Raw genomic sequence first — 25,196 nt, forward strand, 5'->3', positions numbered from 1 at the left:
GCTTGAGTAGTTTAATGTTGGAATCGTTAAAAAAACAGCACAAACCCTATCCGTAGCGCTAATAAACCGCTGGACAGGGCTATACCTTTATCGGCCACTTCTGGCAGATTCGGCCGACATGAAGGCTTTTTGACACCGGGATTTTAAGGTTGCGTTTTTGCGTTACCCAAAGTTGAATAAACTGAAAGGTTTGAGTGCCAATACCGCTTTTATATATCCACTCAAATGCCTGATCTATAGAGCAGGGTCGTTAAGCCGCTCCGTTACACGTTCAAGCAACTGCCTCTTTTTCGGGCCGGAGCCATAAACCAGACCCAGTTTGTCGGCGAAGGCTTCCACCAAAACGGAGCCCGGTTCTTCCAGTGCAGACGCGCAAGGGGCACAGCCCTGATAGAGGACAACAAAATCATCCTTGCCAAGCGCCCGAGACAAACCGCCTTTGAGCAGCTTTTTTACAAATGCCTGGACCGTAAGCTCGCCATTTTTTCCAATGCGAATGAAATGATAAAAGTTCGGGATACCGTCGTTTGTAACCTGTGCTGCAACAGCCCCCACTCTGTCCTGACATGCTTGGGCATCATTGTTGGTGGCTGGCGAGAGCAATACCGGCAAAAGACCGATTATCATTGCCCGTCATTCAGAGGAAAGGCCGTATTGATGCGGCCATTATGGGTGGCATAGGCAATCGTGAAACGGGCTGAAGGGTCATTGCCAATGCAATATTGGCTATCAGCCGGCGCATCCACATTACCCTTCGCCCCCGGCCGATTTGGCCCGCACTGCGCCCAGCCTGGCGCCCCTACCGGGCAGGCGGGTGCGCGATGATCATTTGCATAAAGGATGGAAGCGATGATCTGGCTTTGGCTGCATGTATCAGGGAACATGGTGGAAAATTTTGACGGGTTCACCGGCTGGTCATCACCATTGCGGTCCATATCCCAATAAACCGTGGCGTCATAAATGCCATTGGCATTTTCCGAGCCCGGCACGATGGCAACATTGGCAATGCTTGCCGGGGTCAAACCATGGGGACGCGCATGAAAGCCTGTAAAACGGTTTTTGCGGTTTAACTCGCCACAAAAAATATGTTCCAGATTAACCGGCACATCCGCGTTGCCATGCCCCTGCCCGGGGCAGGTAATGGCGGCAGGGTTTGCCATTGTCTGTTTGTCCGCAGCAGTGACATCTTCATAACGACCAAACAGCTTGAACGCTACAGACACAACAATAAGCAGCAACAGCAAAAAAGATCGACGCGACGCCATCAACTTTAACATGCCGTGGATCATCCTCTGTCGCGGCCTCAAAGAAGCCCGGCCTTTGCCTCTGCCTTTATCTGTCAGCCTGCCCAACCGACCAATCAGTTTCCCCCGGCCCTATAGCTGGGAAAATTCCAGCCCGATCCGCAGCGCCAATACGCTGGCAGGTTCAAAGCGCATGGGTTCGCCACCCAGCTTGCCGCCATGCCATTGCGCCTTGGTCAGCACAAACGCGCCTAACGGCAGATCATGGCTGGTTTTGAAATTAACCAGGGCGCGGACTTCCTTGGGTTTGCGAATGGCATCATCGCGCCACATGCAATGATAGGCAAATAATGGCGTGCCACTGCGCCGGTCCAGAAACACAAATGGCACTTCGTAATGCCCCCAACGGGCATAAAACAGACTTTCCATCCCGGTGCTGGACGCCAGAAACTGCGTTTGAATGGCGGTTTCTACCAGCCGTGTCACGGTATCTTCGCCTTCGGCGCGCCCGCCAATCAATCCGCTGCGCAGGCCGGGATGGATCAGATGCACCTTGAAGGCCACAGCACGCTGAAACGGCTTGGCATCCTGATCGACACGTTCCAGGCGGCGCACCAGCCAGGCACTTTCCAGATATTCAAGATAGCGGCGCAGGGTATTTTTCGCGAGGTCCAACTCGCGCGCGAGCGTTTCAATCGAAAATTCAGCCCCGGTATTATAAGCCAGCAATACAAACAGGCGATGCAGGTCCGACGGGCTTGAAATGCCATGCAAACCGGGTAGATCTGAATGAAGAGAGCGATGAATGGCACCTGCTTCGCCGTCGCGGTCATGAAAACCGCCTTCATTGATGTAATCTTCAAACAGGGCATTCAGCTCGGTCAGGCCGGGCGGGATATCCGTTGTAAAACGGGTGACATTGGGAGATTCCGGCAAAACATCCGACGGTTTTATGCCGCGCTGCCCCAAATATTCGGCAAAGCTGAAAGGTGGCAGGAAAAGCGTTGTCAGATGGGCGCGGTTTTCAGCTGACGGTGCCAGCGCACTGACAGCAACAACCCGCAACATCGGATCGGATTTAAGCAGCCGGGCAATCTGGCTTTCCCAGTCGCGCTGATAGGAAACTTCATCAATGAACAGCCACAGGGGATGGTCGGCCGAAATACCGCGTGATGCCCGCAACAGCCGGGGCAACCGCGAAATATCCAGTTCCAGAAACAGCGGATGTTCCAGCGACACATAACAGACATGGCGGCGCGGTGTATCACCATCCAGCAATTGCGAAACCGCCTGGCGCAACATCACGGTTTTGCCAACACCACGCGGCCCCGTCAGAAGGACGGCCTTGCTGCCATCACCGCGCTCAATCGCATTCCAGAACCGCTTGAAAAAGGCCCGAACCGGCAGGTTATGCACCACTTCATCGGTGATCCCCTCCCACCAAGGATTATCAAGCATCAAACGACGCAAAAAATCCGGTTCGCCGGGATGTTCAACCAAAGCCGCCATAAACCGCCCCCACAGTTCGTCGATCAATGTGATGCGCTGCCCAAATAACACCAGCAACAACATCCAAATTAGGATCAGTCATAAACCTTATTCGATGATTTTTTAAGAAATACTTGATTAGTGGCGAGTCTTTTATGCGCAACCGGGAACAGTACACAGACCAAAAGCCTGATCTTTACTGGCAAAATCGGTCGTCCTGCCAGCCTGCACATTATTGCTTTGCCCGTATCGCCACGTGCCACCTGCCACGCGCCGTTACCTCGCACCCAAACACAAAAACGGATCGCCTGCCAAATGACAGGCGATCCGCCGGGCCGTTCTGCGTTGCGGGGGTCTTGGGGAAGACACGAGGGAGACTGACCCGATCACGGGTGCGGTTGCAGAACAGCCCTTATCATACTGGCCAGGCGGGCGGGGGAAGCATGCCAGCCAGCATGAATTCGATTATCGGCACAATTAAAGGGAAATTCCTGTGCGGTTTGAGCAAAACCCTGGGGATAGACACCCACAATGACCCGGTTCAGCGCGGCAATGTTACACGATAAGTGCCACCCCATAACAGGGCACTGGAGAACCTACAGGCCGGTTGGGAACTGTCGTGACCAGAGTGATCACGACAGGTTGGCATCAATCCTTTTTGGCAGTCGGTTTTGTGCTGGCGTCATCGCCTGCGTCATTTCCTTCTGCCGTATCTGAGGGTTTGGCACCCTCTTCCCTGCGCATCCGTTCAAGTTCGGATGAAAGGTTGTAATCGCCGGAGGCAACATAGCCTTCCATGTTTCCGGTGCGCCGTTCAAGGTCATCAAAACGTTCGCGCAGTTCTTCCATCCAGGGTTCTTCGTAATCGACACCGAAGGTCGGGTTTTCAACCTGTTCGGATGCGGCCTCACGCGGGGTGGTGCGGCTATCAGTTGCCGAAGACGCATTATGACGACCGCGCCCCATAAACGAGAACCATTCCGGGCGATGGATGAACGACCATGCCACCAGGAAAAGGAAGACACCGACCGGGAAGCTGAAAATCAGCGTTGCGATCCAGGCAATCAGTACACCCTTGCGCGGAATACCGAATTTTTCGGCAACACCGGTAATGGTGCTTTTGATCGGCCCACCCCGATGCGGGCCATTACGGTGCCCGCATCCCCGGTGATGCTGGTTGCGGCCTTCGCCGCGATGAAACCGGCATCCGCGATCACGGGATTGATGATGCCTGTTGTAAAATCGTGCACCGGCAGCAGCTTGCTCGGCAGTCATATCCTGTTCCTCCATTCGGCAACCTCTGCATCCAGAAGACTTTCCAGCGTCGCTATGCGGCCTTCAAGGCGCTCGGCCCTCTGTTTAAGACGGGCCAGAGCCTCTTTGTGTTCCTGGCTTTCCGCGGACGGGATATTCTGCTTTTCGGCTTTCATACGTTTCCAGACGGTAATGTAATGAAAGATTACCCAGAATGGCCCGACAACGGAAATAAACACAATCAGTGGAACGGCAATAACCCACATAAGCGCCCCTTCACCTTTTTCAGGGTTCAGTCATGCCACAAGCGGCCATGACCGGAAGCCGCGGACACGGATGCGCCCGCACACTGAATTAGTTGTCTTTATTGACCCGTTCTTTCAATGCCTTCAGGTCATCTTCGATACCCAGCTCGGCTTCAAGGTCGCCAAACTGTTCGTCCAGCGTCTTGGCCCGGCCCATGTCATAGGATTCCGCACTGGCTTCCAGTTCATCAATGCGACGTTCCATCGCCTCATAGCGCAGCAGGGCATCGTCGATCTGGCTATTATGCAGTTTTTCACGCATCTTGACGCGCTTTTCTGCCGTTTTCATGCGAATTTCCACCGCACGCTGTTTGCCTTTGGCTTCGTTCAGTTTGTTGTGCAGCTTGTTCATGTCTTCATCAAACTTGCCCAGCGTTTCCTCGATCACTTCAAGTTCACGCTCCAGCACAACGGCCTGCTCAGCCAGGCGGCGGCGCGCCATCAGCGCCCCCTTGGCCAGGTCATCACGCCCCTTGGAAACGGCGAATTCCGCCTTTTCTTCCCATTCGATCTGGCCGTCATGCAGCTTTTTCAGCTTGCGTTCGACTTCCTTTTTGTCGGCAATCGCCTTAACAGCGGCAGAACGCACCTCGACCAGGGTATCTTCCATTTCCTGAATCATCAGGCGGACCATTTTTTCCGGATCTTCGGCACGATCCAGAAGCGAGTTGATATTGGCATTAACGATATCGGACAAACGCGAAAACACGCCCATTGCTCGATCTCCTGTTGGGGGATGTAAACACTTCTGCCCTTGTATTGCAGGAGGCGTGCCAGTTTTATGTTTTATTTAAAATCAAACACTTATCAAAAACCATCATCCTGAAATTCTAATTTAACGCGACATTTATTGCGATTTTCGATAACGTTTTTCGCGAAATGGATACATCACAAACCATATTGGGCGAAGACCCCCGATTTTTGGCAGCGCTGGAGCATGTTTCGCGCCTTGCGCCCATAAATCGCCCCTGCCTGGTGATTGGCGAACGTGGATCGGGCAAGGAACTGATCGCGGCACGTTTGCATTACCTTTCCACCCGCTGGGGCGGACCGCTGGTAAAGGTCAATTGCGCCGCCCTTAGCGAAACCCTGCTTGATACCGAGCTTTTCGGGCACGAGGCCGGGGCCTTTACCGGCGCGCAAAAACGCCATGTCGGCCGGTTTGAACGCGCGCATGGCGGCACCATCATTTTGGATGAAATCGCAACGGCCAGCCAGATGGTGCAGGAAAAACTGCTGCGCGTGGTTGAATATGGCGAGATCGAACGGGTGGGCGGCAGCGAGGTTATCGAGGTTGATGTACGCGTCATTGGCGTCACCAACGAAAATCTTAAACAGCTTGCCGCACAGGGAAAATTCCGCGCCGACCTTTTGGACCGTCTGGCCTTTGACGTGATCGCCGTGCCGCCCCTTCGCGAACGCCCGGACGATATATTGCCCCTGGCCGAACAGTTTGCCCTGCAAATGACCAAACGTTTGTCGCGGCAAGTTTTTGCAGGATTTGATAATCACGCCACACAGCAATTGCAAAATCACGACTGGCCGGGCAATGTGCGTGAATTGCGCAATGCGGTTGAACGCAGCCTTTATCTAAGCGAAGACCCCGACGCCCCCGTTTCCCATATCGTACTGGACCCGTTTGCCGGGATATGGAGCGAAACACAAACCAGCGTCGACACAAACTGTAACGCCACCAAAGACACAGCGCCCCCGGAGCCACCGCAACCTGATCAAGGTGGCAGCATCGATTTTCGTAAAGCCACACGGGATTACGAAATAAGGCTGCTGAAACAGGCCTTGCGCGATTGTCATGATAACCAGACGGAAGCCGCCCGGGTGCTTGGCCTGAATTATCATCAGCTTCGCCGGCTTCTTGAAAAATACGACCTGCTGCCAGCGCGTTAGGGAAACATGTATCAGCCCCGCACCCCCGGCTATTCCAAAAAGGACACGGTAAAACGCTGGAACCTGCCTGATCGCGTGTTTTTTGCCTGCGGGGCCTGTCATATTTTGGCGCATGCGTTTTTGGCAAAATTTGATGCCGACGGAACGCGCGGTTTTTACCCATTATGGTTTAAACCCCTGGCCGGATTTACCGGCAACCACATTGTTGTTGCCGGTCCTGGCTGGTTTTTTGACTATCACGGTTATTGCAGGCAGAACGTTTACCTGGATCATGTTACACGCCGCGCCCAGCAACGCTGGCCCGGCTGGCAGGCAACACACATAACCCTGCCCCGCGATGTTTTGACCAGCGAAGAAAAATCGCGCGAGATGGATGGTTTATGGCTTCGCGGCCCGCAACAGTTCCTGCATGATGCCCTGCCACGCGCCAGCGCCTTTTTAACCCGGTTTGATCCGCCACCGGCTTAAACGCAGTAATTGCCGCCCCAAAAGCAGGAGCCACACATGAACAGCCCCGAAAACCAGCCACCACAAACCACCATCCGGGCCGTTTATATGCGGGGCGGCACCAGCCGCGGGCTGTTTTTCCATACCCGCGACCTGCCCCCTGCTGGCGATGCACGCGACCGCATGATTTTGGCCGCCATGGGCAGCCCCGACCCGAACAAACGCCAGCTTGACGGCATGGGCGGCGGTATTTCATCGCTATCAAAAATCGCCATCATTGGCCGGTCCAGCCACCCGGATGCCGATATTGATTACACGTTCGGCCAGGTCGCCGTTGATACCGCGACCATCAGCTATAAGGGCAATTGCGGGAATATTTCATCGGCTGTCGGGCCATTTGCCGTGGATGAAGGGCTGATAAAACCCAAGGATGCCTGCCAGGCGCAAGTCCGTATTCACAACACCAATACCGGCAAAATCATTGTTGCGCGCTTTGGCCTTGTGAATGGCAAGGCCGCAATTGCCGGGGATTTCGCCCTGGACGGAGTTGCCGGTACAAGTGCGCCAATTGCGCTGGATTTTCTAAATCCCGGTGGGTCATCAACCGGCAAAATTCTACCGACCGGCAACAGCCAGGACATGCTGGAAACCGAAGGGTTTGGTAGCCTTGCCGCATCGCTTGTTGATGTCAGCAACCCGATTGCGTGCATTCGTGCTGGCGATATCGGCCTGCGCGGCGATGAAACGCCCGATGCCCTGACCAATAAAGCAGACCTATTGGATCGCATTGAAACCATCCGCATTGCAGCCGCGGTTAAAATGGGGCTTTGCAGCACGAAGGAAGCCAAAACAACATTACGCAACCTGCCGCAAATCGCCATTGTTTCCGCCCCGCACAAGGACGAACACGGGGATGCAAACCAGCCAGCAGCGCATATCACTGTAAGGATGATTTCAGCCGGACAGGCCCATCTGGCAACACCTTTAACAGGGGGCATGTGCCTGGCCGCGACCATGCGCATTGCGGGCAGCATCGCCAACGAAACAGCCATACTGCCCCAGGACCCGCAACAGCCCCTTAATATCGCCCATCCATCGGGCATCTTAACCGTCGATGCCACCCTGATTGACGGATCGGAGCTGCAAATTCCATCCGTGACGGTTTATCGATCGGCCCGGCGTTTGATGCAGGGCGAAGTTTTGGTGCCCAACCACCGCCTTTAAATTGGGCTGCAATTACCACGCAGACGTTAGCAGCCAGAAGTAATCAGCCCGCCCGCAAGGCAAATGCCGGGCGGGCACAAACACCTAATCTTAGTCAGCCAGGGCGCGGGCAATCACCATGCGCTGAATATCCGACGTGCCCTCGTAAATCTGGCAAACACGGACATCGCGGTAAATGCGTTCAACCGGGAAATCCTTCAGATAGCCATAACCGCCATGGATTTGAATGGCCTTGGAGCATACTTCCTCGGCCATTTCGGAGGCAAACAGCTTTGCCATGCAGGCTTCGGTCAGGCACGGCTTACCATCATCACGCAGGGCGGCGGCGCGATGAACCAGCAGGCGCGCGGCATCAATTTTTGTGGCCATGTCCGCCAGGCGAAACGCCACTGCCTGATGATCGATAATCTTTTTGCCAAAGGTTTCGCGTTCATTGGCGTAATCGCGGGCAGCATCAAAGGCGGCACGCGCCATACCCACCGATTGCGCGGCAATGCCGATGCGCCCGCCTTCAAGATTGGCCAGGGCAATTTTATAGCCCTGCCCTTCGGCACCCAGCATGTTTTCCGCCGGAACGCGACAATCAACAAAGGTGATCTGGCAGGTATCCGATGCGTTTTGGCCCAGCTTTTCTTCTGTCCGGGAAACGACATAGCCGGGTGTATCGGTCGGCACGATAAAGGCCGAAATGCCGCGCTTGCCTGCTGATGGATCGGTCAGGGCAAAAACAATGGCAATATCGCCTTCGCGGCCCGATGTGATGAATTGCTTTGCCCCATTCAAAACCCAGTCACTACCATCGCGCACCGCACGGGTTTTAAGCGAACTGGCATCGGACCCGGCCTGTGGTTCGGTCAGGCAGAAGACACCAATTTTTTCCCCCTGCGCCATGGGCAGCAGAAATTCCTGCTTTTGTGCCTCCGTCCCGAATTTCAGGATCGGCATGCAGCCAACAGAATTATGAACCGACATGATGGTGGATGTTGCACCGTCGCCTGCGGCAATTTCCTCTAGCGCCAGGGCATAGGCAACATGGTCCATGCCTGCCCCGCCATATTCTTCGGGCACCAGCATACCCAAAAAGCCAAGCTCGCCCAGCCCGGCAATGGCTTCAGCCGGGAAAGTATGATGGATATCCCATTTGGCAGCGTGGGGTTTGAGCTCATTTTCGGCGAACTCGCGCGCGGTATCGCGCACCATGATCTGATGTTCTTCCAACCGCATGGCGGTCATCCTCCCCATTGGGCGACATTACCAGCCATGCGATTGGAACAGGTTCTTAACCGCTAAGATCAAATGATCAGGCCGGGCTTATTCTTCGCCCTGAACAAATTCGTCCCGCTCGGCATCAAAGCGCCACAGGACACCTTCTTTCATGCCGTACCACCAACCATGCAGGTTCAGGTCACCGGCTTCCACCCGTTCCCGAATGAACGGAAACGACATAAGGTTTTGCAGCGAATTACGGATCGAATGGCGCGATACCTTGTCGACATCCGGCCCGTGTACAAGGCAGCATTTCGCCATGCTGACCCATTCACCGATAAAGTCACGGTCGGGCACCTTGCCGGCTTCGCCATGTTCGACCAGCGCCTGCATACCGCCACATGCCGAATGGCCAAGAATAACGATATCCTTGACCTTGAGATCACGCACGGCGAACTCGATGGCAGAAGACGTACCGTGATAATTTTCGTCAGGCTCGTAAGGTGGCACAAGGTTGGCCACGTTACGGATGACAAACATTTCACCGGGTTCGGCATTGGTCAGAATGGCCGGGTCGACACGGGAATCCGAACACGCAATCAGCAGCACTTCCGGCTTCTGGCCCATATTGACCAGATCTTCAACGCGCTCCGGACGCTGTTCGTAATACATCGCCTTGAAGCTTTTGAAACCCGCCAGCATCCGCTCGACAGTGCTTTTTGCCATCGTGTCAATTCCCTGTGTTGAATTACTCTCTCGGACCACAAAATAGGAGCAATTCACCAGCTTGGGTAGCCCTCAAAAGACAGTTTTTAGAATTGTTCAAATGTAACTAGATCAACTCTACTGCCATTGCGGTTGCTTCGCCCCCGCCAATGCACAACGAGGCAACACCCTTGCGCCCGCCACGTGCCTGCAACGCATGGATCAGCGTCACCAGCAACCGCGCACCGGTGGCACCAATCGGATGGCCCAGTGCACAGGCACCACCATTGACATTGACCTTGGCGTGATCAAGCTCCAGATCGCGCATTGCAGCCATTGCAACAACAGCAAAGGCCTCGTTGATTTCCCACAAGTCCACATCATCAACCGACCAGCCGGTTTTCGCCAGAACCTTGCGGATGGCATCGATCGGCGCAGTCGTGAACCAGCAGGGTTCCTGCGCATGCGTGGCATGGGCCAGCACGCGTGCCAGCGGCTTCAGCCCCCGTTTTTGTGCTTCGCTTTCACGCATCATGACAAGGGCCGCCGCCCCATCCGAGATCGAGGCCGAATGCGCCGCCGTCACCGTGCCATCCTTGCGAAATGCCGGGCGCAGACCCGGGATTTTTTCCGGATTAACCTTGGGGGGCTGTTCATCGGTTTTAATCACCACATCACCCTTGCGGGTTGAAACCGTAACCGGCGTAATTTCGGCATCAAACCGGCCCGATTTAATGGCTTCCTGCGCGCGCGTCAGCGATGCAATGGCATAATCATCCTGCGCTTCGCGGGTGAAACCATATTTATCGGCCGTACTTTCGGCAAAGGTGCCCATGGAACGGCCTTTTTCATAGGCATCTTCCAGGCCATCCAGCGCCATATGGTCATAAACCTGCGAATGGCCGTATTTGTTACCACCGCGCATATTGGGCAGCAGGAAGGGGGCGTTGGTCATGCTTTCCATACCCCCCACAACCATTGCCGTGGCACTACCGGCCAGCAACAGATCATGGGCCAGCATGGCAGCCTTCATGCCCGAACCACACATTTTGTTAATGGTGGTGGCACCTGCCGCACGGGGAATACCGGCCTGCCAGGCTGCCTGGCGCGCCGGGGCCTGCCCCTGGCCAGCGGGCAGCACATTACCCATGATCACTTCGTCAATATCATCGGCCGATACGTTGCCGCGTTCCAGCGCAGCCTTAATGGCAATGCCGCCCAGTTCAGATGCACTAAGGCTGGCAAAATCGCCCAGCAGGCCGCCCATTGGCGTACGGGCACAGGAAACAATCACGATGGAATCAGCAGTCATCACTTAGCCCCTTTATCCGGGAAAATTTTGCAATATACGGATCAAAACTGGCAATTATGCCGTTTCACCAAAAAGTTCACGACCAATCAGCATGCGGCGAATTTCGCTGGTGCCCGCGCCGATTTCATAAAGCTTGGCATCACGCAGCAGGCGGCCGGTGGGATATTCGTTGATATAGCCATTGCCCCCCAGGGTCTGGATAGCTTCCAGTGCCATCCATGTCGCCTTTTCAGCCGCATACAGAATAACGCCAGCCGCATCCTTGCGTGATGTTTCGCCACGGTCACAGGCCTTTGCAACCTCGTACACATAGGCGCGACAGGCATTCATCGTGGTGTACATATCGGCGATTTTGCCCTGCATAAGCTGGAATTCACCAATCGCCTGACCGAATTGTTTGCGTTCATGGATATAGGGCACAACCACATCCATGCAGGCCCGCATGATGCCGGTGGGGCCAGCGGCCAAAACGGCACGTTCGTAATCAAGGCCGCTCATCAACACGCGAACGCCGCCATTAAGGTTACCCAGAATGTTTTCTTCCGGCACTTCGCAATCCTGAAACACCAACTCGCAGGTGTTTGACCCGCGCATCCCCAGCTTGTCGAGCTTTTGCGCGGTTGAAAAACCCTTGAAACCCTTTTCAATGATAAAGGCCGTAATGCCCTTCGGCCCGGCAGAAGCATCGGTTTTGGCATAAACCACCAGGGTATCGGCATCCGGCCCATTGGTGATCCACATTTTATTGCCATTCAGGATGTAACGATCACCCTTCTTTTCCGCGCGCAGTTTCATGGAAACCACATCAGAACCGGCACCAGGCTCGCTCATGGCAAGCGCACCGATATTTTCACCGCTGAGCAATTTGGGCAGATAACGGGCCTTTTGTTCGGCATTGGCATTACGGCGGATCTGGTTGACACACAGGTTGGAATGCGCCCCATAAGACAGCGCGACCGAGGCCGAAGCCCGGCTGATTTCTTCCATCGCCACAACATGTTCGAGGTAACCAAGGCCAGTGCCGCCATCTTCCTCCGGCACAGTTACACCCAACAAACCAAGATCGCCAAATTTACGCCAAAGATCATTGGGGAATTCGTTTTTCGCATCAATCTCGGCAGCGCGCGGCGCAATTTCGGCCTCAGCAAAGGCCGATACGGTTTCGCGAATGGCTTCGGCGGTCTCGCCAAGATCAAATTTCAAACCGGGAAAATCAACAAATGCCATGGGAATATTCCTGCCCTTGATCGACTGTTATCATTGAAAAGCGGGCCATTGCCACGCCCTGTCCGTATCTGGCTGCCTGCCAGTTTATCTATGCTGCACCAGCCAGTAATTCTGGCGGCAAACGCATGACCTTCAGGGTTTGAAGGGCCGTTGTGCACAGCACATCCCTGCCCTCGCCCTGGCCGTAAACATCAATCCTTGTCACGATAATGGATCGCCCGCGCGATACCACTTCGCCAATGGCCCGCAATTGCGCGCCCAGCCCCGGTGCGACGATATTAAGCTTATATTCCACCGTCAGCATGCCCTGATCGGCAGCAATCAGGCTCCAACCGGCAAAGCCACCGGCAATATCGGCCAGACCGGCAATCGCACCCCCATGGAAATAGCCATTATGCTGCACCAGATCATCGCGCGCAGGCATCACTAATTCCACCCGGCCGGGGCTTACCTTATCTACCCGCGCTCCAAGCGACAGATTATAGGGCTGCTGGGCAAAACGGCGACGTACTTCGGCATCATAATCGGGATTAAGCGGTTCAAACGCGGTCATGACGAAGCAGCCTTCCGGGTTTTCCAAAACAGAATCCCAGTTGTAGTTAACGTTTACGTTAACGTCAAATTAAATCCGCACAGGATTACCGAATTAATAACCGGGCGCGCAAAACGCCTTCAACACCCGGTACCACCAAGCGCCCAAAACCCAAACTCACCGCAAAAAGCAGCACGAACCAGAAGGAAACTAGCAGAGAAGACAGCCTGATAATTTCTACTGTTTGCTTTTACCACGCCCCGCCACACAAAAGAAAAGCGGGAAGCAACCAAAAGGTCACTTCCCGCCAAATCCTGGATCTTGCGAAACGCCAAATCCTAAATCGAATTAGGTACGATAGCCCAACAAATCCGGCAGCCAGGTAACAAGGCCGGGGAAAATGATCACCAGGGTCATGGCGATTGCCATTGAAAGGACAAGCCACAGGCTCCAGCTGACCGATTTTTCAAGCGGGATACCGGCAATACGGGTGGTAACCATCAGGTTGACGGCAACGGGCGGGGTGAACTGGCCAATGGCGATATTCATCGCCATGACAACACCAAACCAGACCGTGCTCCAGCCGAATTCCTGCATGATTGGCATCAGGATGGGCAGCATGATCAGATAGATCGACACGCCATCAAGCACCATACCAGCCAGAAGCAGCACCACCATGATCAGGGCCAGAACAACATGTTCGTTGCCCGACAGCCCCAATATGGCCTTTGCCGCCATATCGAACGTGCCCAATGTCATACCCGCCCAGGCAAAGATGCCCGCCAGCGTAATGATCAGCATGATCACGCCCGAGGTCACGGCAGAATCGACAAACAATTGATAAAGGTCGCGCAGATGAATGGTGCGATAGACAAACATGCCAATCAGCAATCCATAGGCGACGGCAACCACGGCGGCCTCGGTCGGGGTGAACAGACCGGAACGCAAACCACCCAGAATAATAACCGGCGCCAGCAGGCCGGGCAGCGCATGTATGAAAGCAGGCAACAGCGCCGACTGGCTGCGGGTTTCCAGTGCGCCAAAATCATGTTTGCGCGAAAGCAACAGCACAGGGATGATAATGGCAAGCCCCGCGAGAATACCGGGGATGATGCCACCAGCAAACAGCGCACGCAGGTCGGTGCCCGGCACGATAATGGAATAAATGATCAGCGCGACGGACGGCGGAATAAGAATGGCGGTCGAGGCCCCGGCAGCAATGACACTGGCGGAAAATTCACGTGGATAACCGGCCCGCATCATCGACGGGATCATGACCATGGCAACGGCAGCAGCATCGGCCGGACCGGAACCGGACATACCGCCCATCATCATGCAAACCAGCACCGCCACAACAGCAAGGCCCCCACGCCGTGGCCCAACCAGGGCACCGGCAAATTCAACCAGCCCCCTGGCAACGCCGGATCGCTCGAAGATCATACCGGTCAGGATAAACAGGGGAATGGCGATCAGCGGGTATTTGGCAATGCCATTATAGGTATTGGTGCCCACCGTTGCCAAAGCATAGACATCAAGCCCGAGATAAATGCCAACCACACCGGCAAAACCAAGGGCCACCGCAATGGGGGCGCCCATAAACAGCAAAACGGCAAATGAAACCAGCAACGCAAGACTTGGTGTCATTTTGCGCCTCCATCCTGGCTGTTATTGCCATGGTCGGAAGCCGTTTCCGCATCGGCAGCGCGACGTGCGCGCGCCAGACGCCAGGCATGTTCGATCACACGAAACAGAATGACGAGCGAAAGCAGCGGCAGCCAGATGGAATAGATCCAGCTGGGATAACCCAGCCCGGCCGAGATTTCGCCATACTGGTATTCATCAAACGTGAAGGTCGCGCCGTAATACATGATCATGGCAAACAGCATGGTGGTGATTGCCAGAATCAACAGCTCAACCACGATGCGCAGCGGACGCGGAAAACGTTCGAGGAAAAAAGTAATCCGGATATGTTCATTGCGCGCAAAGGCAATGGAAGCCCCGACAAGTGTCATCACCACCAGCAGAAACACCGAAAATTCTTCGGTGAAGGCAAATGAAACATCGGTCAGATACCGCACAACCACATTGGCAAGGCTGATCAGGCAGATAAGCCCCATCGCCACGGCGGCAATGGCTTCTTCAATTTTAAGCCAGGGGCCGCGGGCTTTTTCCTTACCCGGTTCGGATGAGGGGGAACCATGCGGTTCGGCATCAAATTCAATAGGGATTCCGTCACGATCCGACACGGTCGGGACCTTTCAAACGTAGCGCAATAAACAGGCGGGGAAATAAGGATGGAAAGAGAAACCGGCCCCCACAATACCAATCAGATACTGTGAGGGCCGAAAAATCGGAGAGCTGAAGCTGCCTGACCTTAACGGTTGGCGATGGACTTTTCAGCCATATCAACCAGATCGGCGCCGATGCGGTCTTTCCACTTGTTGTAAACATCGCGGGTCGCATCAACAAACTTCTGACGCTGTTCTTCGGTCAGGGTGGTGATCTTTGCGCCACGCGCTTCAAGTGCCTTGATCAGCGACTGGTCATTGTCGGTCATGCCTTTGCGGGCCAGATCAATGCCATAGGCACCGGCATCATCCGCGGCCTTTTTGACAATGGCCTTGTCTTCATCGCTAAAGGAATTCCAGACGCGATTATTGACAGCAAAAATCAGCGGGTCGGCAACATAATGCCACAGCGTGATATAGGTCTGACCGGCTGTTTCCATCTGGGCAACATCATAAACGGTCAGCGGGTTTTCCTGGCCATCAACAGCACCGGTGGTCAGTGCCGGTTTGGCGTCAGCCCAGCTCATTTGCGTCGGGTTGGCACCAAGGGCAGTGAAAATGTCGTTATAAAGCGGCGAGCCAACAACGCGCATTTTCAAACCATCCAGGTCGGCTGGCGAGGTAATCGGATGTTTGGAGTTGGTGACTTCGCGGAAACCGTTTTCCGCCCAACCAATCGGCTCGATGCCCTGCTTGCGGATGGCATCAAAAATCTTTTCGCCAACCGGACCCTGGGTCAGCGCATCCATCGAGGCAAAATCAGGCATCAGGAACGGCAGCGAGAACAGGTTGAGTTCTTTAACCTGCGGCGACCAGTTGATGGTCGAGCCAACGGCCATATCGATAATGCCCTGGCGCATGGCGGTGAATTCTTTGGTCTGATCACCGGCAACAAGCTGCGCATTCGGATAGACCTTCAGATTGATGCGGCCATCGGTGCGTTCAGATACCAGGGCCGCCCATTTTTCAGCAGCTTCACCCCAGGGGAACGGTTTGCCCAGAACGGTCGAGACCTTGTATTCGCTTTTGTAATCAGCGGCATGCGCGGTCGCAGTCAGGGCCATTGCCGCGCCAAGAACCAGCGCCGGCAGGCTTTTCAAAAATTTCATAATGTTCGTTCCTCCCAGAACGCGTTTATTTTAGGCAACTTAATTTTGTTAATGGCCGTAGTTAATATGGAATCTGTCGCGAAAACAACTCCAAAGGCATAATTTTGCCCCATTCCTGCAAGGAAAACGGGCTGTGCAACGGGCCAATACGTATTACCCCGCACATAATTCGCGCATAAATCTACCTTGCCCGATCCTGCAAAGCGGGTTGCCCCCCGCATCAAAGAAAGGACCGGCCAAACGTCACGCCAATAGCAGAGCTTTCGCCAGAGGGAATGGCGATAAAACACCCAACAGGCAATGATCCACGCCAAACAAAAAGGGCAGCCTCAAAGACTGCCCAACGGTGTGGTTTGATGATGACAGGCATTGCCGGACTAGTTCACCAACTGGCCCCACTGCTCAAGATTGCTGGCGAGAAGGCGTTTCATCAGGCCGTCATCAACCAGTTTGCGAATGGCCGAAGACAGGCGCACGCGCATATTTTCGGTATTGCAGGGCGAATTACGCGACATGGTCACAAACAGGTCCTCGGCGCTGATATCAACCGGGTTGGCAACAATGTTCGCCAGATTGTTCTTGGCAATGAATGCTGCGGCAGGAAAATCCTCATAGACCAGATAATCCGCACGGCCCAGTTCAACCAGACGCAGGCTTTGCGCCAGGGTCGGGCTTTCGCGCAGGGTCAGGTTTTCGCGTGCGAAATTATCAAATTCCGGGCCGAAACTGTTATTGATAACAGTCACACCTTCCAGACCGATCAGTTCATCCCAACTGGAAATCTGGCGCGGAAAATTATCGAGCGTCCAGATCCGTGTGCGCGTCCCCTGAAAGGCGGGTTTCAGATAATCCATATAAAGGGTGCGCTTGGGCGTGAAAAAAGCACCGGCAATAACGTCGATATTGCCACGGCGCATTTCTTCCTGCACCCGGCCCCACGGCCCGTCATTGACCACGGAAATTTCCACACCGATTTCCTTGCCAACCGCGCGGATAAATTCGGCATTGGCACCAATCAGCTCGGCCGGGTTATCGGGGTTGGGCCACAGATAGGGGGGATAATCCGGGTTGCCGGAAACAAGCAGCCTTTTGCAGGCGTCGTCATCGGCGCGGGCGGGGCTGTATGTCAGGGCGATAGCCAGTAAAAAACATGCCACCCATCCCGCGATCCGGGATGCGCGCTGATTGACGACCATCAAATAAAGGCTAGAGACCATATTCGATCCCCCGCTCCTATAAAATGCCAGGCTGTTTTACAAAAGATACCAATGGACAGAAAAATCATCCTGCCATTGGGATCGCATTTTCCTATCGCCAGCAACAATGCCCAGTCTGACTGTCTCTGACTTTAACACAAATCAAATTCTGCCCAAATACGATATTTGTTGAACATATTTTCCCCGAGAGTCGAGGCAAGGACACCATCAACAAATCCTAATATTCGACAGAATTTATATATAAATCATCGCCCGCAAATAGAACTGCAGGACAGTATTCATGAAGCAGGCGTTTTCGGAACAAAAATTTAAAACAAAATGGAAACCCATTTCATTTAATCAAGAATAACCAACGGGAAATTCAAAAAACAGCATAATGAAATATGCCAATTGCACCGCAACATAACGATACAGAAATTACCAATTATTACGCGAATAGTTGAACAAACAGATAAACATCATAAATCGTTATGAACTGCCGTTTTCAATATTCAATATTGCAATTGGAAATTGAAATGAAACGGGCGGCAAGCCCAAAAGCCTGCCGCCCGTTTTAAAATCCAGATGCGGTCAAACCGCCTGAAACAATTATGCCGAACGGCGTTTCAGGCCCTGCTGACCGGAACGACCACCCTGATTGCGGGAACGCTCGCCAAAATCGCGTTTACCACGGCCTTCGCCGCCTTCGCGGAATTTGAAGCCTTCGGTACGACCGGCATCACGCGGCTTGCCAGCAAAGCGGCGTTCACCACGTTCTTCACGCGGACCACGATCACCACCGCGGTCATTCCGATCATTGCGGTCATTGCGTGAACGGAACTGCGCCGGACGATCACCGCGCTCAGCGCGATCACCACGGTCATTGCGATCGCCACGGTTCGGGCGGTCACCACGCGGTGCCGATGCCCCGTCGCGGTCATCACGGTTAAAACGTTCGCGATTCGGACGGGCCGAAAAACCACCGCGTTCTTCACCGTCAAAGCGCGGCTTGCGGGCTGCAAATTCAGCGCGGTCACCACGATCGCCACGATCCGAACGATCACCACGGTCATTGGCTGCAAAGGCATCATCACGGCGTGCAAAACGACGACCGGCATCACCTTCGTTACGGCCACCAAAGCCGCCACCACTACCGCCACGGCCACCGCCGAAACCACCACGACCGCGACCTTCACCACGGCCACCGGCAAAACCGCCGCGACCACGGCCACCACGACCACCATTACGGTCATCACGGCCACCGGCACCAGCACCACGACGTGCGGCAGGCGGCGAAACGTGGAATTCATGATCTTCGTCAATATCAACATCCTGGCGGATGGTGCGTTCGATATTGCGCAGATGACGGACATCACGCGGTTCGCAGAAGGAAATCGCAATCCCGTCTGCGCCACCACGGCCGGTACGGCCGATACGGTGGACATAGTTTTCCGGGTCGGTCGGCAGGTCGTAGTTCACGACGTGCGAAATGCCCGGAACGTCAATACCACGTGCAGCAACGTCAGTTGCAACCAGAACCGGGAAACGGCCATCGCGGAAATTGCGCAGGATCTTCTGGCGAATGCGCTGCTGTTTGTCACCATGGATGGCATCAGACTGCACACCGGCATCCTGAAGCTGGAAAGCCAGTTCGTCGGCATCCAGTTTGGTTTTGGTGAAAACCAGAACGCGGTCGCTGCCTTCGCGCTGCAGAAGCTGCAACAGAAGGGCAGTTTTGTTCTGACGGGTCACAAACATGCCACGCTGGGTCACACGTTCGGTCACGCTGGCCTGCGGTGCGGTCTGAACCTTTACCGGGTCTTTGAGCAGACGGTCGGTCAAGTGGCGAACAGCATCGGGCATGGTCGCCGAGAACATCACGGTCTGATGTTTGTATGGCAGCAATTCAGCAACCGTCAGTACGTCTTCGGAGAAGCCCATATCGAGCATACGGTCAGCTTCATCAAGGACGAAGACTTCAACATCGTCAAAACGGACGGTGTTACGTGCCATATGGTCAAGCAGACGGCCCGGGGTTGCGACAAGAATATCACAGCCACGGCGCAGTTCCTGGATCTGCGGGCCCATCGGCGCGCCACCAAAAACAACCGAAGAAAACAGGCGGATGCCTTTTTTGAAATCACGCAGGCACTGGCCGATCTGGTTGGCCAGTTCGCGGGTCGGCGCAAGGATAAGAGCGCGCGGCTGACCCGGTGCAGGGCGTTTGGGGTTTTCAGCAAGACGCTGAAGCAACGGCAGGCAGAAAGCAGCCGTTTTGCCACCACCCGTATGGGAAATGCCCATCAGGTCCTTGCCTTCAAGCAGCGCCGGAATAGAGGCAGCCTGAATGTCGGTCGGAGTGGTAAAACCGGAAGCTTCGACGTTGCGCAGCAGAGGCTCGATCAGATTGAGCCCTTCAAAATTCGTCATAAAGGGTAAAGTCCTTCAAATCACCGATGGCGCCATGTTCGCGCCTGAAAATAAAAGCCTGCCCGAACGCAAGCTTTCCGGTGCCCGGCGATATCCCGCGGCCACGGATCCTGCATGAGTAGGCAATGATGAGGCCATGACGTCATCACGTCACGCCCGCCCTCGCCTATTTACACAGTTCCTGACAGCACTATCTGCCCTACAAGCGAAGGAATGCCCGGTTGATACAGACTGCGCGGCACATTGTCAAATTATCTGCACGCCGGGCAGCCATGCGACAAAAGCGCGCGAACAACCATTCGATGAAATATATTGAAAGCTCTTCCCGTTTTGAATCATTCTTGTTTGACCATTTCATTTGCAGGGGGCAAATGCCATGCGTTTTCGTGTCATGACTGGTATCTTCGCGATACCGGCAATATGTCTGATTACACTTATTGCCATTGTTACAACCGTAGCCTTCAGCTACCAGAATTCCATCCGCAGCGAAAAATACAATGAAATCAGTCACCTTACCGAAGGTGCGGTGAAGATCATTGACCAGTATGTCGCCAAAGTAAAAAGCGGCAAAATGGACGAAGCCGCCGCCAAGGCCGAAGTTTTGGCCCTGCTGCGTGAATACCGGTTTGCGTCGGACAATTACGTTTATATCTCGGACTTCAACCATTGCATGGTGCTTGATCCGCTAAGCCCGGAAGACGAAGGCAAATGCAAACCCGACAGTGCCGTTCGTAAAATGATTGTAAGCACCGCCAAATCCGGTGGTGGCGTTATTACCTATGACACCAAAAAGCCCGGCGAAGGCGACCGTCTGATTGAAAAGGCCGCCTATGTCCGCCCGGTGCCACAATGGAACTGGGCATTGGGCACAGGTGTCTATATGGACGATGTTGCACGCGAATTTCAGTCCGTGCTGTGGCAGCTGGGCCTGATTTCAGCCATTGCGATTATCATTGCCGGCACCCTTTCCTGGATCGTCAGCAAGCAGATCGGCCATGGTATTGTGTCGCTGAACCGCAATATTCGCACCATTGCAGCGGGCAACTACGATGCCGAGGTCGAAACCGAGTCGCGGTTTGTTGAAATTGCCGACATGGCCGCTGGCGTGCAATCCCTTCGCGATACATCGGCATCCGCCAAAAAACTGGAAGCAGATGCGCTAAAACAGAAACAGCGCGCCGAAGACGAACGCCGCAGCCATATTCGCGACATCGCCCACAAACTGGAAAAAGAAGTCGGCTCGATTGCCCATGCCGTGGATAATTCGGCGGGCCGTTCGCTTGATCTGTCAGAAAATATGGCGCGCAATGCCAAGGGCATCCTTGATCACAGCCGCGAAGTTGCCAACACCGCCGGTGATGTTTCCTCGAATGTGGATGCCGTTGCTGCCGCCACCGAAGAACTGTCATCCTCGATCCAGGAAATCAGCAGCCAGATCGACCAGATGGCGCAAACCGTGATCCAGGCAACCGATGAAAGCAACAATGCCCGTGACGATGTTGGCGGCCTGTCGCAATCGGTTGATAAGATTCAGGAAATCGTCAACCTGATCAATGATATTGCCGGTCAGACCAACCTTTTGGCACTGAATGCCACCATCGAGGCCGCCCGTGCCGGTGATGCAGGCAAAGGCTTTGCCGTTGTCGCAAGCGAGGTGAAAAACCTTGCCACCCAAACCGCACGCGCCACCGATGAAATTGCCAATCAGATCAATTCGGTGGTTGATGGCACCAATCGCGCGGTCAATGGCATCAGCCGGGTTTCCGACACCATCAGCGTGCTGCGTGAAGTATCAACAACCATTGCCAGCGCCATCGAAGAACAGGGTGCCGCCACCCGCGAGATCGCCGGCAACGCCCATCGCAGCGCCAGTGGCGTTAAGCAGATTTCCGATACATCGGGCAAAACCATGAAGGACGCCCAGGGCACCACGGGGGACGCCGAACAGATCAAGGGTGCAGCCCACGAACTGTCACAGCGTTCTGCCGAACTGACCAAGATCATTGGCCGTTTTGCCCGCGACCTGGGCAACCAGGCCGACGCATAAGGCAACAGGTTACACAACAGCCAACTCGCCAGCCGGGGAAATTTCGGCCCCGGCAGTTGGTTGCGCAGTAAAGGCGAATGCCCCCTTGCGCCTTTATCGCCTTGATCGAACAAATCAAAAAACGGGCCGCCGGAACAATCCTGGCGGCCCGTTTTGCATTTCAGGTCATGCGGCGACGAATTATTCGGCCGGCAGCACGTTTTCACGCCGGAACGGATGGGCCGGATAAACACCCAGGATCAGCACTTCATGCGAGAAGAACTGCAATTCTTCCAGCGCATGGCGCAGGCCAAGCTGGTCCGGGTGGGCTTCGACCTCGGCAAAAAACTGGGTCGCGGTGAAATGGCCTTCGACCATATAGCTTTCAAGCTTGGTCATATTGATGCCGTTGGTGGCAAAACCACCAAGCGCCTTGTAAAGGGCGGCAGCGACGTTACGCACACGAAAAACAAAACTGGTTACAACCGGGCTGCCATCATTGGGCGCGGTTTTGGCTTCGCGGGACAGAATAATAAAACGTGTGGTGTTGTGCGCGGCGTCCTCAACCTCGGTGCGCAAAACGTCCAGCCCGTAAATCTCAGCCGCCAGCACCGGGGCAATGGCGGCAATGCCCTTGTCCCCCAGATCGGCAACTTCCTTGGCACAGCCTGCCGTATCGGACCCGACAATGGCAGGAACCCCCAGTTCCTTGCGAATCTTGCGGCATTGACCCAGGGCATGAACGTGGCTGCGAATTTCGCGAATATCGGAAATCTGCGTGCCCTTAACGCCTAACAGGGCATGATTGATGCGCAGGAAGGTTTCACCAATGATATGAACGCCCGAATCGGGCAACAGATGGTGCACATCGGCCACGCGCCCGGCCAGGGTATTGTCGATGGGAATAACCGCCAGATCGACTTCGCCATCGCGCAGGGCCCCAAATGCGCCTTCAAAGGTCCGGCAGGGTACTGTTACCGCGCCGGGAAAAGCACGCCGCGCCGCCTGATCGGAATAGGCACCGTGCATCCCCTGAAAAGCAATCCGCATTTGGTTGGTCATCAACTTAATCCTGTCAAAACCGGGCCAATGGCCCCTTATCGATCCCGTTATGCCCGTATGGGCGTTCCCCGCCGGATTTGGCGGGATTTCGGTTATAGCGGCAATTTTAACGCAAGCGGAATACCCAATCACCGCGCCCCAGCAAAGTTAAGCCGGATTTTACGCCAAACCGAATGGTTACGATGGCAACAAAGCCCGCCAAAAAGCAAGGCCCGGTCGCAAAACCGGGCCCTGAACAGTCAGACATATATTAATTGGTGCAAAACGCGCTTCCCGCCAGCATGGCAGCAAACCAGCCCGTAATGATTGCTTAGGCCCGTGCCGCAAGGATTTCGCGCGCACGTTCCAAATCTTCGGCGGTATCAACACCTAACGGCACACCATCCACCAGCGCCACGGCAATCACCATGCCGTTTTCAAGGGCGCGCAACTGTTCCAGTTTTTCGCGGGTTTCAAGCTCTGCCGGGGGCAGGCTGACAAAACGGTCAAGCGCGGCCCGGCGATAGGTATAAAGCCCGATATGATGATAAAGCGGGCCATCACCATAAGGTGCTGTTGCGCGGGTGAAATAAAGGGCGCGGGCAACACGCAGACTGCCAAACGCCGCAACCGCCTTGACAACATTGGGGTTATTGCGTTCTTCCTCGCGCCGGATGACGGCTGCAAGGGTTGCAATATCGACGGCCGGGTCAGAAAGCGGATTGAAAACAGCACGGATATCGGCGGCATCAATGGTCGGAAGGTCGCCCTGCACATTAACCACGGCATCGTGTTTTTTATGCGGATCAAAACTTGCCAGCGCCTGATGCACCCGGTCCGAGCCCGAAGGCAGGTCAGGGTCGGTCAGAACGGCAATACCACCGGCCTTTTCCACTGCACTGGCAATTTCCGGTTCCGCACAGGCCACAATAACCGGCCCGATTTCAGCCTCGACCGCGCGCCGCCACACATGCACGATCATGGGTTCGCCATGAATATCGGCAAGCGGTTTATTGGGCAAACGGGTGGATGCCATGCGGGCCGGAATAACAACAACGGGATTGCGAGGCGCGGACATAGATGGGGGATCTCCGATCCGGAAATAAGGGGGCGCCCGGTTTAGAATGATTCAACGCAGACGCGATGCAAACTTGCCGGGAAGAATTTGAAACGACGCGACAATAACCGGTTTCAGGAAAATGGCAAACGCCGGAATCCGATGTTAACCGCCATTTTTCGGCAAGTTTTCGCGTAACGATTAAGAAAGGTTGATGAAAAACTATGAAACGTATAGTTTCCGTTCAAGCAGTCTGGCCTGTTGTCGCATGCGTATTTGTGTGGGGGCGTCAGGGACGCATGGGTCAGCCGCGTCACAAGAATAAAACCTGAGAGTTATATTGGCTGTTACGGGATCCCGTCATGAAAACGATGGAAATCAACAAGATCGTCGCCGGAATAATTGTTGCCGTACTTTTGGTTGTGGTCATTGGCAAAATTGGTAGTGCCCTTGTTCACCCCAAAGAACTGGAAGAACCGGTCTATCCGTTTTCGGATGACCTGATGGCTGCTGCAGATGCACCCGCAGCCGCACCGGAAGAACCTGCCGGGCCCGAGCCGATCCTGGCGATGCTGGCCGATGCGGATATTGCCGCAGGCGAAAAGGTTTTCAAAAAGTGCGGTTCCTGCCACGACAATACCAATGGCGGCCCGAATAAAGTTGGCCCGAACCTTTATGGTATCGTAGGCAATGTTGTCGCCCACAAGGATGACTTCAGCTATTCCGACGCAGTTGCCAACCATGGTGGCAACTGGGGTTACACCGAACTGAACCATTTCCTGTATTCGCCGAAGGATTACATCCCGGGTACGAAAATGTCGTTTGGTGGTCTGAAAAAGGCATCGGACCGCGCCAACGTTATCGCGTTCCTTAACAGCATGTCCGATAACCCGCTTCCGGCACCGACCGCTGATGAAATTGCCGCCGAAGAAGGTGGTGATGCCGCCAGCGCGGAAACCGGCGAAGCCCCGGCTGAAGAAGCAGCCCCGGCAGAAGGTGCCGCTGAAACCAACGACAATGCCGCAGGTGATGCAGCAATGCCGGCCGAAGGTGGCGCACAGGAAGGTGATGCCGCCAACGACAATGAAGCACCTGCCACCGAAGAAGCACCGGCAGCCGCCCAGTAAACAGGCAGCGCCAGTGGTGAAAAAATTTTGCAGGGGACGGTTTTCCGTCCCCTGCTTTTTTGTGGCATAAATC

At 54.8% G+C, this 25,196-nt stretch carries 23 protein-coding genes; 5 read left to right on the forward strand and 18 right to left on the reverse strand.

What is annotated here, in order from left to right:
• Positions 1 to 234 precede the first annotated feature (234 nt).
• The 6 genes from CSC3H3_RS17750 to pspA all read right to left on the reverse strand — a co-directional run bounded on the left by CSC3H3_RS17750 (position 235) and on the right by pspA (position 5,006).
• Positions 235 to 612, reverse strand: coding sequence for a hypothetical protein (locus tag CSC3H3_RS17750; protein WP_157831947.1), 378 nt, complete (start codon positions 610 to 612; stop codon positions 235 to 237).
• Between the two features lie 11 nt (positions 613 to 623).
• The gene (locus CSC3H3_RS17755) at positions 624 to 1,277 is read right to left on the reverse strand and encodes an EndoU domain-containing protein (RefSeq protein WP_157831948.1); all 654 of its coding nucleotides are present in this window, start codon (positions 1,275 to 1,277) and stop codon (positions 624 to 626) included.
• 99 nt (positions 1,278 to 1,376) lie between these two features.
• On the reverse strand, positions 1,377 to 2,804 hold the full coding sequence (locus CSC3H3_RS17760) for an ATP-binding protein (protein ID WP_245881170.1): 1,428 nt from the start codon (positions 2,802 to 2,804) through the stop codon (positions 1,377 to 1,379).
• 576 nt (positions 2,805 to 3,380) lie between these two features.
• Positions 3,381 to 4,007 (reverse strand): PspC domain-containing protein, encoded by a 627-nt coding sequence (locus CSC3H3_RS17765; protein WP_101285693.1) that lies wholly within the window; start codon positions 4,005 to 4,007, stop codon positions 3,381 to 3,383.
• Positions 4,004 to 4,252: an envelope stress response membrane protein PspB gene (gene pspB, locus CSC3H3_RS17770; RefSeq protein WP_101270506.1), complete on the reverse strand. Its 249-nt coding sequence runs from the start codon at positions 4,250 to 4,252 to the stop codon at positions 4,004 to 4,006. The genes CSC3H3_RS17765 and pspB overlap by 4 nt, the downstream gene beginning before the upstream one ends.
• Before the next feature lie 88 nt (positions 4,253 to 4,340).
• Entirely contained in the window at positions 4,341 to 5,006 is a 666-nt protein-coding gene (pspA, locus tag CSC3H3_RS17775) for a phage shock protein PspA (protein ID WP_101285694.1), read from the reverse strand.
• Positions 5,007 to 5,170: 164 nt separating this feature from the next.
• Here pspA and pspF point away from each other — a divergent pair, with 164 nt between their 5' ends.
• The 3 genes from pspF to CSC3H3_RS17790 are packed head-to-tail and all read left to right on the forward strand — an operon-like array spanning position 5,171 to position 7,867.
• Complete coding sequence (gene pspF / locus CSC3H3_RS17780; protein WP_101285695.1) at positions 5,171 to 6,196, forward strand: phage shock protein operon transcriptional activator; 1,026 nt, start codon at positions 5,171 to 5,173, stop codon at positions 6,194 to 6,196.
• Between the two features lie 6 nt (positions 6,197 to 6,202).
• The gene (locus CSC3H3_RS17785; RefSeq protein ID WP_101285696.1) at positions 6,203 to 6,664 is read left to right on the forward strand and encodes a hypothetical protein; all 462 of its coding nucleotides are present in this window, start codon (positions 6,203 to 6,205) and stop codon (positions 6,662 to 6,664) included.
• A gap of 36 nt (positions 6,665 to 6,700) precedes the next feature.
• The gene (locus tag CSC3H3_RS17790) at positions 6,701 to 7,867 is read left to right on the forward strand and encodes a 2-methylaconitate cis-trans isomerase PrpF family protein (RefSeq protein WP_101285697.1); all 1,167 of its coding nucleotides are present in this window, start codon (positions 6,701 to 6,703) and stop codon (positions 7,865 to 7,867) included.
• A gap of 90 nt (positions 7,868 to 7,957) precedes the next feature.
• On the opposite strand, the gene CSC3H3_RS17795 is transcribed toward CSC3H3_RS17790, so the two are convergent.
• From CSC3H3_RS17795 to CSC3H3_RS17840, 10 genes are all read right to left on the reverse strand, one after another.
• Positions 7,958 to 9,091, reverse strand: a complete 1,134-nt coding sequence (locus CSC3H3_RS17795; RefSeq protein ID WP_101286306.1) for an acyl-CoA dehydrogenase — start codon at positions 9,089 to 9,091, stop codon at positions 7,958 to 7,960.
• 87 nt (positions 9,092 to 9,178) lie between these two features.
• The gene (locus tag CSC3H3_RS17800) at positions 9,179 to 9,799 is read right to left on the reverse strand and encodes a carbonic anhydrase (RefSeq protein WP_101270516.1); all 621 of its coding nucleotides are present in this window, start codon (positions 9,797 to 9,799) and stop codon (positions 9,179 to 9,181) included.
• 106 nt (positions 9,800 to 9,905) lie between these two features.
• A complete protein-coding gene (locus CSC3H3_RS17805; RefSeq protein WP_101285698.1) occupies positions 9,906 to 11,090 on the reverse strand; it encodes an acetyl-CoA C-acyltransferase in 1,185 nt (394 codons plus the stop codon).
• 54 nt (positions 11,091 to 11,144) lie between these two features.
• Positions 11,145 to 12,317 (reverse strand): isovaleryl-CoA dehydrogenase, encoded by a 1,173-nt coding sequence (locus tag CSC3H3_RS17810; RefSeq protein ID WP_101285699.1) that lies wholly within the window; start codon positions 12,315 to 12,317, stop codon positions 11,145 to 11,147.
• A gap of 88 nt (positions 12,318 to 12,405) precedes the next feature.
• The gene (locus CSC3H3_RS17815; protein ID WP_101286307.1) at positions 12,406 to 12,870 is read right to left on the reverse strand and encodes a PaaI family thioesterase; all 465 of its coding nucleotides are present in this window, start codon (positions 12,868 to 12,870) and stop codon (positions 12,406 to 12,408) included.
• Between the two features lie 327 nt (positions 12,871 to 13,197).
• On the reverse strand, positions 13,198 to 14,493 hold the full coding sequence (locus CSC3H3_RS17820) for a TRAP transporter large permease (RefSeq protein WP_101285700.1): 1,296 nt from the start codon (positions 14,491 to 14,493) through the stop codon (positions 13,198 to 13,200).
• Positions 14,490 to 15,095 (reverse strand): TRAP transporter small permease, encoded by a 606-nt coding sequence (locus tag CSC3H3_RS17825; RefSeq protein WP_245881171.1) that lies wholly within the window; start codon positions 15,093 to 15,095, stop codon positions 14,490 to 14,492. Before CSC3H3_RS17825 ends, CSC3H3_RS17820 begins: the two co-directional genes overlap by 4 nt.
• Positions 15,096 to 15,223: 128 nt before the next feature.
• Complete coding sequence (locus CSC3H3_RS17830) at positions 15,224 to 16,246, reverse strand: DctP family TRAP transporter solute-binding subunit (protein ID WP_101270523.1); 1,023 nt, start codon at positions 16,244 to 16,246, stop codon at positions 15,224 to 15,226.
• A gap of 377 nt (positions 16,247 to 16,623) precedes the next feature.
• On the reverse strand, positions 16,624 to 17,463 hold the full coding sequence (locus CSC3H3_RS17835) for a substrate-binding periplasmic protein (protein ID WP_101285701.1): 840 nt from the start codon (positions 17,461 to 17,463) through the stop codon (positions 16,624 to 16,626).
• A gap of 588 nt (positions 17,464 to 18,051) precedes the next feature.
• Positions 18,052 to 19,872, reverse strand: a complete 1,821-nt coding sequence (locus CSC3H3_RS17840; RefSeq protein WP_101285702.1) for a DEAD/DEAH box helicase — start codon at positions 19,870 to 19,872, stop codon at positions 18,052 to 18,054.
• Between the two features lie 376 nt (positions 19,873 to 20,248).
• Between CSC3H3_RS17840 and CSC3H3_RS17845 the strand changes: the two genes are divergently transcribed.
• Positions 20,249 to 21,919, forward strand: a complete 1,671-nt coding sequence (locus tag CSC3H3_RS17845; protein WP_101270528.1) for a methyl-accepting chemotaxis protein — start codon at positions 20,249 to 20,251, stop codon at positions 21,917 to 21,919.
• A 180-nt stretch (positions 21,920 to 22,099) separates the two neighbouring features.
• Here CSC3H3_RS17845 and CSC3H3_RS17850 read toward each other — a convergent pair whose 3' ends face one another.
• On the reverse strand, positions 22,100 to 22,960 hold the full coding sequence (locus CSC3H3_RS17850; RefSeq protein ID WP_101270530.1) for a prephenate dehydratase: 861 nt from the start codon (positions 22,958 to 22,960) through the stop codon (positions 22,100 to 22,102).
• A gap of 310 nt (positions 22,961 to 23,270) precedes the next feature.
• Positions 23,271 to 24,017 carry a 3-deoxy-manno-octulosonate cytidylyltransferase gene (locus CSC3H3_RS17855; protein ID WP_101270534.1) on the reverse strand — a complete coding sequence of 249 codons (747 nt, stop codon included), beginning with the start codon at positions 24,015 to 24,017 and terminating at the stop codon, positions 23,271 to 23,273.
• A gap of 341 nt (positions 24,018 to 24,358) precedes the next feature.
• Here CSC3H3_RS17855 and CSC3H3_RS17860 point away from each other — a divergent pair, with 341 nt between their 5' ends.
• Complete coding sequence (locus tag CSC3H3_RS17860) at positions 24,359 to 25,123, forward strand: c-type cytochrome (RefSeq protein WP_101285703.1); 765 nt, start codon at positions 24,359 to 24,361, stop codon at positions 25,121 to 25,123.
• Positions 25,124 to 25,196 lie beyond the last annotated feature (73 nt).

The sequence above is a fragment of the Thalassospira marina genome, from assembly GCF_002844375.1.
In the GTDB taxonomy this organism is placed as follows: Bacteria; Pseudomonadota; Alphaproteobacteria; order Rhodospirillales; family Thalassospiraceae; genus Thalassospira; species Thalassospira marina.